An 8886-nucleotide genomic window follows, 5' to 3' on the forward strand; every position below is an offset into this window, starting at 1 on the left:
CCACGGATCAGCGGCAACCACCATAGCGACGCCACATCAACAAGCACGTTTCTCATGGAGTCGTTCGGTTCCGAATCAGACATCGTTGATTTCCCTTGACTTGAAGTTAAATGAACACGGCATGGCAGCGTCAGCCCTGGAGACGTGAACACGCACGCAATGTTGCTGCACCGTCTGGGCTCATCTTCGCACTTTCGGTGAGCCAATCCAACCAAGCCCCATGGAGATTTTCATGGTGCACGCTCACTGCCTGCGCCAAGTGTCGTGATCGCCACCAAAACTTCATTGATTCCCAACGTCGCATTCTTCCCCAATCGCGGAGCAGGGCAGGGCACATGGAGTAGCCGAAGAGTGAATCGCACCCCACAATGACAGCGGATCAAGTGCCGCGGTTTCAATTCAGACCGAAACGGCTGCACCCTAACCCGCTAAACCCTACGAGCGTTCAACGATGAGAACGCGTCCACCAACGGAGCGTGCATGATGGAGTCCCCCACCCACCCGCGAATACGATTTGCTCATCGAATTGCGATGACTGCCACGATTGCCGTGGCCGTGTGGACACACCCCGCTTCGGCTCAGTTGGCCGAGGAACAAACGATCCAGGCCTCAGCCGCCGTTCTCAACGAAACCATGTCGACAACACTGAGCAAAATCCCCGCTCAGATGCTTCAGGACTGCCACGGTGTCGCGATCGTTCCCAACGTGATCAAAGGCAGCTTCATTGTCGGTGCTCGGCATGGCAAAGGGTTGCTATTCATTCGTGATCCCGACGGCACTTGGCACGCTCCCGTGTTCATCACCTTGACCGGGGGCAATGTGGGTTGGCAAGTTGGTGTGCAGGCCTCCGATATCATCCTCGTTTTCAAAACGGCTCGCAGTGTCCAAGGCATCCTCTCAGGTAAACTGACTCTGGGCGGTGACGCCTCCGCAGCAGCCGGACCAGTCGGACGACAAGCCGCCGTGGCAACCGATGGACAACTGCAAGCCGAGATCTACACCTACTCACGCAGCCGAGGCTTGTTCGCGGGAGTCTCCATCGACGGGACCGTCTTGCGGGTCGATCAAGTCGCGACGGGCACGTATTACCAAAGCCCCGCCCCGGGTCAACCGGTGGTCATCCCAGCCTCCGCCGCGCAGTTGACTCAAACCGTCGCTCGTTACGCTGGCCAACAAGTGCAGGTCACGCCTCCCGAATCGCAGTCCAAATTTGCGGAACAGTACCGCAGCAATCGTCCCGCCGTGCTGCAGGATCAGTTGCTGCAAATTGCTCCCGAGTTGTTCAAGTTATTGGATCCTCAGTGGACCGCCCACCTGGCTCTTCCGCTGTCCGCCAACCCTAACCAAGCCCCCGATCCAAATGCCTTGGCCACCGCAGTGGAACGTTACGACCAAGTCGCCAACGACCCGCAATACGCATCCTTGTCCAGCCGCCCTGAATTCCAATCGGTCTATAGCCTTCTGAAGCACTATCAGCACGCACTGACACCCAACGCCCAAACGATCCAGCTCCCACCTCCTCCGGGCAATCGTTGATTATCCTGGCAGACGCGTACCATCCCCACTCCCTCGTGTCCCCAATAGAACGATCGAATGCGTTTTCTTCTACTTCTACTCACATGTCTGCCACTCGCCGTTGCATCTGCCGACGATACGCGCCCCAACATCGTGTTGATCATGGCCGATGACATTGGAATCGAGGGACTGGGATGCTACGGCGGCGTTTCCTACCAAACGCCTGCACTGGATCAATTGGCCAGTGATGGCGTGCGGTTCACCCACGCGTACTCCCAACCATTGTGCACCCCGACCCGAGTTCAACTCATGTCGGGCAAGTACAACCATCGCAATTGGAAGACCTTTGGAATCCTCGATCCAAGCGTGAAGACCTTTGGTCACCGAATGAAGGAAGAGGGTTACGCGACGGCGATCTTTGGCAAATGGCAATTGCAATCGTACGACCCACCCGGGTACCCCGGTGCCGATGAACGCCGCGGAACAGGCATGCACCCCAAGGACGCGGGTTTTGACCAGTACGCATTGTTCCATGCCTTGCACACCGAAGACAAAGGCTCTCGCTACGCCAACCCAACCATGCTGGAAGGCGAAGCAGGGCAGGGCGGTAAGCTGAAAACTTACACGGGTCAATTTGGCGAAGACATCTGGGTCGAGAAAACGATCGACTTCCTCAAACAAGACCGCGCCGAACCCGCCTTCGTTTATTACCCAATGGCGCTGCCGCACTGGCCGTTCGTGCCAACGCCAATCAGCGATGATTGGGATCCGTCGCAACCGGTCGTGGAGCAACTGAAGTACTTCCAGGACATGGTCGAGTACATGGACGTGGCGGTTGGAAACTTGATCAACGGCCTGCAGGCCAACGGTTTGCGAGAGAACACCATTGTCATTTTCTACGGCGACAACGGGACGCACCTGAAAGTGGTCTCCAAGCTCGCCGACGGTCGGTCCATCCAAGGCGGCAAAGGCCTGACCAAGCAAACCGGCATTCACGTTCCGTTGATCGTATCCTGGCCAGACCACATTCAGCCCGCCGTGAGCGACAAGCTGATCGATGCATCAGATTTCTATCCAACGCTGATTGAGTTGGCGGGTGGCGAAGTAGCAGAAGATCCAACGATGGACGGAATCAGCTTCGCCCCGGAGTTGTTTGGCAAACAGGGACGGGAAAAAACGTCTCTGTTCTTCTGGTACGACCCTCGCCCCGGCGAAGACAAATCGCAGTTCACCCGCGAAGTGTTCGCACTCAACCGATCCTACAAGTACTTTCGCGATGGCCGTCTGTTTCGTTTAACAGATCGCCCGCTCGAAGAAATCGCCATCGATCTGGATCATGCCACCGAGCACGATCGAGCCGCAATGAAAGAGCTTCAACAACGAATCACCGAGGCGATGGCGGGAGTCGACGAACCACCATTGCTGGATGCCACCGGTCAACCAATCGCCCGGTGAATTCCACGGTTGTGTCACAGCGACTTCCGTCGCGACGTGATGTCCGCGAAGTCGCACTTCGACTGCAGCGGAACAACCTGAGACGCGCAACACTCCTTGGTGTTTGGAATGCGTTACAATTCGGGATTCCTGCCTGACTCCCTGCCTTCCACCCCACCTGCAGAGGTCGCTCCATGCGTCCGATCGTTCAGATTTCGTTGGACCTGACTAATATCGATGAAGCCTTGGAAACTGCCGAACTTGCCATGCGAGCTGGCGTGGATTGGTTGGAAGCGGGAACGCCTTTGATTCTTGCCGAAGGCTTGCACGGCGTGCGTGAACTTCGCGCCGCGTTTCCCCAAACGCCAATCGTCGCCGATCTCAAAACGATGGACGGCGGGTACCTGGAAGCGGAGATGATGGCCAATGCCGGCGCGACCCATGTCGTCGTGATGGCCCGGGCTCACGAAGAAACGATTCGCTGCGTCGTCAAAGCGGGGGCTGACTTTGGGTGCCAAGTCATGGGCGACAACATGGTCAGCGAAGACATGGTCGCTGGTGCCAAGCGTCTTGAAGACCTGGGATGCGGATTCGTCATTCACCACATCGGATACGACGAACGGCGAGGCATCGCGGCTCGAGGCGATCGCATGCCAAGCCCGCTCGATCAATTGCGTGATGTCGTGGAAGCGGTCGAGGTTCCCGTTCAAGCCGTTGGTGGTTTGTCGATTGAACAAGCCATCGAGTGTCCCAAGTACGGCGCCCCTTTGGTGGTTTTGGGTGCGCCTCTGACGATCGACGCCGACGCGTTCCGAACCGCTGACGGCGACCTGGAATCTTCATTGCGAATGATCTGCGATGCCGTGCATGCGCAAAACGTCGTCTAACAGCGACTGCGCCGAAAAGCTCTCTGTCATAACCCGCATCGTGTGCGTGGGATGCGGTTGCCCCGAATTCCTCGCGCCTGCTCTCAGATTATCAGACGTTCCGACTCTTTTTCACTTCGTCAAACAACAGGCCAAACGATGCAATCCGCCGCGGTGGTGAACTACGCTCCGGAACCGAATTCCGTCGAAATTCGCGAAGTTGATCGCCCGGAGATTGGCTCGGAGGATGTCTTGCTGGAAGTCTCCCATGTCGGCGTCTGCGGCAGCGATCTTCATCAATGGACCGCACACCATTCTTGGCCGGTGAACTACCCCGTGGTTTTAGGCCACGAATTTGGCGGACACGTCGTGGAAACTGGAAACGACGTGGAGGGCTGGAACGAGGGCGATCGCGTGGTCAGCGAAACGGCGGCGATCATCGATTCCAACAACCCCATGACGCGGCGTGGCCTCTACAACTTGGACCCAACCCGCAAAGGGTTTGGCTACGGAGTCAACGGGGCAATGACTCGCTACGTTCGCGTTCCCTCCCGTATTCTGCATCGCGTCCCCGACTCACTCGCGTTTGAACACGCTTGTCTGACCGAACCATGCTGCGTCGCCTACAACGCCGTCGTTCGCAACGCGCGCATTGAACCGGGTGATCGGGTCATCGTGATGGGCCCCGGGACCATCGGCATTCTGTGCGCCGCCATGGCCCGACTTTGCGGTGCCGAGGTGGCTCTGGTTGGTCTGGAATCCGACCGGCATCGATTGAACATCGCCGAAGAAAACTACGGCTGCCAAGGCATCGTCGGTGATCCCACGCCCTGGGCCAACGAGCGTGATGGAATGGGATGCGACGGCGTGATCGATGCCGCCGGATCCAGCGTCACGCTTGAAATCGCCATGCGAGTTGTCCGTCCTGCAGGATGGATCAGCAAAGTCGGCTGGGGTCCACAACCGCTCGGATACAACTTGGATCCGCTGGTACAAAAGAACGTGACTTTGCAAGGAAGCTTCAGCCACAATTGGCCAATCTGGGAACGCGTCTTGGCTTTGCTCACAAGCAGACAACTGAACGTCGCACCGATCATCGGAGGCATCTGGCCAATCGATCAGTGGCAGACCGCTTTCGAAAAAATGCACCGCGGCGAGGTCGTCAAATCAGTGCTCCAACCCATTTAATTCCTGGTGGCATGGGCTTCCAGCCTGTGAAGCACACACGGGCTGGAAGCCTATGCCACTTTTCCTCCAAACGACAGCAGTCCCGACCATGCCTCAACTGGCCGCGTTTCCCAAAGCCTACATGACCGCGTTGTGCAAAGACGGTTCGATGAAGCTGGCCGAGTGGTTTGAGCTTGCCTCGACGCTGGATGTTCAAGGCCTGGAGTTCTACGCGGGTTTTCTAGAACTGGAAGACCCAAGCTACTGGCCCACGCTTCGCCAGCAAGTTGAAGACCTCGGGATGGTCATCCCCATGCTGTGTTGCTCGCCCGATTTCACGCACCCAGACCAAGCCTTCCGTGACGCACAAATCCAGCAACAACGACGTTGGATCGAGATGACTGAATCGCTTGGTGGCAGCTACTGCCGCGTGCTCAGTGGCCAACGACGGCCCGATCTTTCCATCGAAGATGGCATCAAGTTGGCCGCCGACTGCATCACCCAGTGCCTCCCCTACGCTGCCGATCGCGGCATCACGCTGATCCTCGAGAACCACTACAAAGATGACTTCTGGGAGTACCCTGAGTTCGCGCAATCCATGGATGTGTTCTGTGATTTGGTGGATGCCATCGACCATCCGAACTTCGGCGTCAACTACGATCCTAGCAACGCGTTCTTAGCCGGCGACGACCCGCTGGAGCTACTTCGCCGCGTGTCTCACCGCGTCGTCACCATGCATGCCAGCGACCGCTTTCTGATCGAAGGCACGCTGGAAGACCTCCGCGCTGAAGAAGGCGGATCGGTCGGTTACGCTCAAAGACTCCGCCATGGTGAAATCGGCAAAGGCCTGAATGACTATGATGCCATCTTTCGAGAACTGAAATCCAAAGGATTTGATTCCTGGATTAGCATCGAAGATGGTGTGGATGGAATCGACCAACTTCGCCGCAGCGCCGATTTACTGCGTGACAAAATCGCGGAACATTGGAACTGTCAGCACTGAAACCGACACTTCATTCCTCGCTTGCCCCCTACAAAAGCACACCACTTATGCCCCACCACAGGACCACAGACTCACCCTTTAGCAAACGCAAACCATGGCACCGATTCACACTCGCTGTCACGACCTTTGTGCTCCTGATCAGTGTTTTCTCTCAACCAATCTTCGCGGATCAAGCGGACATCGATGCGCTCGCCAAGTCTCGCATTGCGGTGATCGGTGACAGCATCACACAAGCCGGACATTACGTTTCGTTCTTGTCTTATCAACTGCATACCCAATCCCCCGGTCGCAGTTTTGACATTTACCCGTTGGGACTGTCCAGCGAAACCGTTTCCGGGCTAAGCGAAGACGGACACGCAGGTGGTAAGTTTCCGCGTCCCTGTTTGTTCGAACGATTCGAGCGTTTGCTAACCAAAGTCAAACCAGACGTCCTCATCGCTTGCTACGGCATGAACGACGGAATCTACCAACCGCTTTCCGACGCTCGATTCGCTGCATTCCAAAACGGCATCCGTTCGATGATCGATCAAGCCAAGCAAGCCGGCGTGAAAGAGATTTATCTCGTCACACCACCCATCTACGATTACCAGCCGGCCGACGACTCGTTTAACTACGACACCGTGCTCAGCGCCTACGCACGTTGGGAGATGGAACTGGACCTTCCCGGCGTCACCGTCATCGACTTGCACACCGCGATGCGGGCCGCCAGGAAAGAACGTGACCGCCCCTTTGCAAAAGACAAGGTGCATCCCAACGAGGAGGGACATTGGCTGATGTCCCAAACCATCGCATCGGGATTGGGTGTCAGTGAGACGACCAAGACGCTGGCAGAAGTGAAAGCCGATCCCGTGTACGCGTCGATCGATGCGATTCGCAACCTTCGTTGGAAAGCTTGGATGAACCACATCGGTTACACGCGAGAAAAGACCTACCCACCACAACCGCTCGGTGACACCGAAGCACTGGCTGCAAAACAACAAGAGATGCTTCTCAAGCTTCTCCAGCAATGAGAGCATGCAAACCAGTCGCGGAGCGACGGAAGCCGGCTCCGAATCGAAAACACCTGTCGCCGCTTCGCGGCTTGTCCGGTTCTGCGTTGCCGCTCGAAACCTCGGGTTGAAACCCGAGGCTATCCACTGTCACCGCTCCGCGGTTGAACTCTCGAACCATCCCGACAAAGTCGCGGAGCGACGGAAGCCGTCAGCCTTGGGTTTCAACCCAAGGTCACCAACGCCTCCCAGCACGCCCCCAGTCGCGGAGCGACGACAGCCGCCCCCGAATCGAAAACACCTGTCCCCGCTCCGCCGTTTGTGCGATTCGGTGTTACCGCTCGAAACCCGAGGCGATCCACTGTTACCGCTCCGCAGTTCAGCAGACGTCCACAAAAACCCCGCGTGGTCCAGCATTCAAGATCGGCGTTGATTCCAATGTCACTTGGCGTTCCCAATCGCTATGAATGTGCCCGCAAACCGCGAACCGGGGCTTCTTCACCAGGACCGTTTCGCGAATGCTTTGGCTCCCGCGAATTTTGCCGGCGCTGTCGTGGTCGACCGTGTCTAGCGCGGGGGAATGCGTGATCAAGATCGCCCCTTCGGGACACCCCGCCAGCATTTCGGTGGCTTGGTCTTCATCCAAGTCGTAGCTCCAAGCTCCAAACGGCGTCACTGGGATTCCGCCGCCCACGCCCCACACCGGGACGGAACCGCCATGCAGCTCGATCTCGCATCCCTCGCCATGCAACACAATCGCGGATTTCCAATTCGCGGTCGCCTCACGCAGTTCCTCCACCGTCTCCCCGTTGCCAGGAACCAACACCGTGGGCCGCGTGATCGCTTGCAGGATATCCAGCGTGTCAGCCAACCCTTCGTGTCGGTTGGCAAAGTCACCGGCACCGAGAACCAAGTCCGCTTGATCGGCAAGTTCCACCAACCGCTTGGCGGCGAACTGGTCACGATGCAGGTCACTGAAACAAAGTACGCGGATGGTCATCGGTTGAACTTGTTAAGAAATACAGGAAGAAAGAGACCGGTGAACGCCACACGCCTCAGCATTGCGGGTTGTGACTTGCCCCGGCACCGGCAATTGCTGCCGTAAAGGGCGAGGCCACGAATCCTTTGGCAGGACTCATCGCTTCGTCCACTACGACACCCCGACACGCATTGATCGAACGTTGCTAAGTCGCGTTGGCCATGTCGGTCAATTGAATCGTCGCACGGGACTGTTCCTTTTCAAGATACGTGCGTCCGAATTTCACGTTGACGTGATCCCAAGGGAGTTTGTCCATCATTTCGTACTTCTGATGCACCTGTTGTTCAACATCAATTCCCGCATCCTCGATCGCTTGCCACCAACGTTCTGCGTCGAGGTGTTCGGTCCAACCATCCATGCGAGCCCCACGTTCCCATGCCAGACGGATTGCTTTCCCTGTCCGGCGGTCGCCACGACTGATCACGCCTTCTAACAAGCTCGTTTCAATGTCGTGGCACTTGATATTCACGCTGCGAATTTTGCGGCGCTTCCAGAGATAGTCGTGCGCCCAGCGAAAATATTCGCGCGACTGCATCCCATTCCATTGATACGGCGTGTGCGACTTTGGGACAAAGTTTGAAACGCTGGCCGTGACTCGTGCGTAGCGGCCGTTGACCTCTTTGCCGACTGTCGAAATGGTTTCGGCCAAGTCCACGATTCCGTCCAAATCGACTGGCCGCTCGCCAGGCAAACCGCACATGAAGTACAGCTTCACGCTTTCAAAACCATTCTGAAAAGCCGACCGGCATCCCTCGATCAAATCGCTGTTCTTGATCTTCTTGCGGATCTGTTGCCGCATGTCGTCGCGAGCCACTTCGGGTGCCAGTGTCAGCGATTTACGCCGTGTGCTACCCAGCAATTCGGGTAGTGTTC

The 8886-nt window shown here is 57.1% G+C and carries 7 protein-coding genes and 1 pseudogene; 6 read left to right on the forward strand and 2 right to left on the reverse strand.

Annotated elements, in window-relative coordinates; all coding sequences use genetic code 11:
* Nucleotides 1-480: 480 nt before the first annotated feature.
* From ACF8AM_RS19385 to ACF8AM_RS19410, 6 genes are all read left to right on the forward strand, one after another.
* Complete coding sequence (locus ACF8AM_RS19385) at nucleotides 481-1536, forward strand: lipid-binding SYLF domain-containing protein (RefSeq protein WP_392557235.1); 1056 nt, start codon at nucleotides 481-483, stop codon at nucleotides 1534-1536.
* A gap of 57 nt (nucleotides 1537-1593) precedes the next feature.
* Nucleotides 1594-2970 carry a sulfatase-like hydrolase/transferase gene (locus ACF8AM_RS19390; RefSeq protein WP_392557236.1) on the forward strand — a complete coding sequence of 459 codons (1377 nt, stop codon included), beginning with the start codon at nucleotides 1594-1596 and terminating at the stop codon, nucleotides 2968-2970.
* Between the two features lie 173 nt (nucleotides 2971-3143).
* Nucleotides 3144-3836, forward strand: coding sequence for an orotidine 5'-phosphate decarboxylase / HUMPS family protein (locus ACF8AM_RS19395; protein ID WP_392557237.1), 693 nt, complete (start codon nucleotides 3144-3146; stop codon nucleotides 3834-3836).
* Between the two features lie 138 nt (nucleotides 3837-3974).
* Nucleotides 3975-5003 (forward strand): zinc-binding dehydrogenase, encoded by a 1029-nt coding sequence (locus tag ACF8AM_RS19400; RefSeq protein ID WP_392557238.1) that lies wholly within the window; start codon nucleotides 3975-3977, stop codon nucleotides 5001-5003.
* 88 nt (nucleotides 5004-5091) lie between these two features.
* Nucleotides 5092-5985: a sugar phosphate isomerase/epimerase family protein gene (locus ACF8AM_RS19405; RefSeq protein ID WP_392557239.1), complete on the forward strand. Its 894-nt coding sequence runs from the start codon at nucleotides 5092-5094 to the stop codon at nucleotides 5983-5985.
* A 47-nt stretch (nucleotides 5986-6032) separates the two neighbouring features.
* Complete coding sequence (locus ACF8AM_RS19410; RefSeq protein ID WP_392557240.1) at nucleotides 6033-6995, forward strand: SGNH/GDSL hydrolase family protein; 963 nt, start codon at nucleotides 6033-6035, stop codon at nucleotides 6993-6995.
* A gap of 358 nt (nucleotides 6996-7353) precedes the next feature.
* Here the strand turns inward: ACF8AM_RS19410 and ACF8AM_RS19415 are convergent, their stop codons facing one another.
* Together ACF8AM_RS19415 and ACF8AM_RS19420 are read right to left on the reverse strand one after the other, a co-directional pair.
* On the reverse strand, nucleotides 7354-7974 hold the full coding sequence (locus ACF8AM_RS19415) for a metallophosphoesterase (protein WP_392557241.1): 621 nt from the start codon (nucleotides 7972-7974) through the stop codon (nucleotides 7354-7356).
* 184 nt (nucleotides 7975-8158) lie between these two features.
* Nucleotides 8159-8886, reverse strand: a pseudogene (locus ACF8AM_RS19420) (B12-binding domain-containing radical SAM protein); the annotation flags it as partial.

The organism is Rhodopirellula sp. JB055, from assembly GCF_043100905.1.
In the GTDB taxonomy this organism is placed as follows: domain Bacteria; phylum Planctomycetota; class Planctomycetia; order Pirellulales; family Pirellulaceae; genus Rhodopirellula.

Excerpts from the sequence above, each read along its gene's own strand:
- ACF8AM_RS19385 (WP_392557235.1), top strand. The coding sequence starts at position 481 with ATGATGGAGTCCCCCACCCACCCGCGAATACGATTTGCTCATCGAATT.
- ACF8AM_RS19410 (WP_392557240.1), top strand. The coding sequence starts at position 6,033 with ATGCCCCACCACAGGACCACAGACTCACCCTTTAGCAAACGCAAACCA.
- ACF8AM_RS19395 (WP_392557237.1), top strand. The coding sequence starts at position 3,144 with ATGCGTCCGATCGTTCAGATTTCGTTGGACCTGACTAATATCGATGAA.
- ACF8AM_RS19405 (WP_392557239.1), top strand. The coding sequence starts at position 5,092 with ATGCCTCAACTGGCCGCGTTTCCCAAAGCCTACATGACCGCGTTGTGC.
- ACF8AM_RS19415 (WP_392557241.1), bottom strand. The coding sequence starts at position 7,974 with ATGACCATCCGCGTACTTTGTTTCAGTGACCTGCATCGTGACCAGTTC.
- ACF8AM_RS19400 (WP_392557238.1), top strand. The coding sequence starts at position 3,975 with ATGCAATCCGCCGCGGTGGTGAACTACGCTCCGGAACCGAATTCCGTC.
- ACF8AM_RS19390 (WP_392557236.1), top strand. The coding sequence starts at position 1,594 with ATGCGTTTTCTTCTACTTCTACTCACATGTCTGCCACTCGCCGTTGCA.